This window comes from Methylobacterium mesophilicum (genome assembly GCF_022179445.1).
Taxonomy (GTDB): domain Bacteria; phylum Pseudomonadota; class Alphaproteobacteria; order Rhizobiales; family Beijerinckiaceae; genus Methylobacterium; species Methylobacterium mesophilicum.
On record NZ_BPQU01000149.1, the window covers coordinates 1 to 251 of the forward strand.

The 251-nt window shown below is 74.5% G+C and carries 1 pseudogene; it reads right to left on the reverse strand.

Annotated elements, in window-relative coordinates:
- Nucleotides 1-23 precede the first annotated feature (23 nt).
- Nucleotides 24-251, reverse strand: a pseudogene (locus MFF40_RS28565) (aromatic amino acid exporter YddG); the annotation flags it as partial.

The following is a 251-nucleotide window of genomic DNA, read 5'->3' on the forward strand; positions in this document are numbered from 1 at the left end:
GCCACCACTTTTGCGAAACCTGCTTAGCGCCCACCCTCCACTGCCGCCTCCCGCGCCCCGCCCGCCCGCGTCGCCACCAGGGCGCCGGCCACGATGAGCCCGCAGGCGAGCGCCAGCGACCAGGTGGCCGGGGCGTAGCCGGCGGCGACGAGGATCAGGGTGGAGAGCACCGGGGCGGCGTAGGAGCCGACGCCGAGGAGGCGGATGTCGCCGCGCTTGACGCCGATATCCCAGAGGTAGAACGCCGCCCC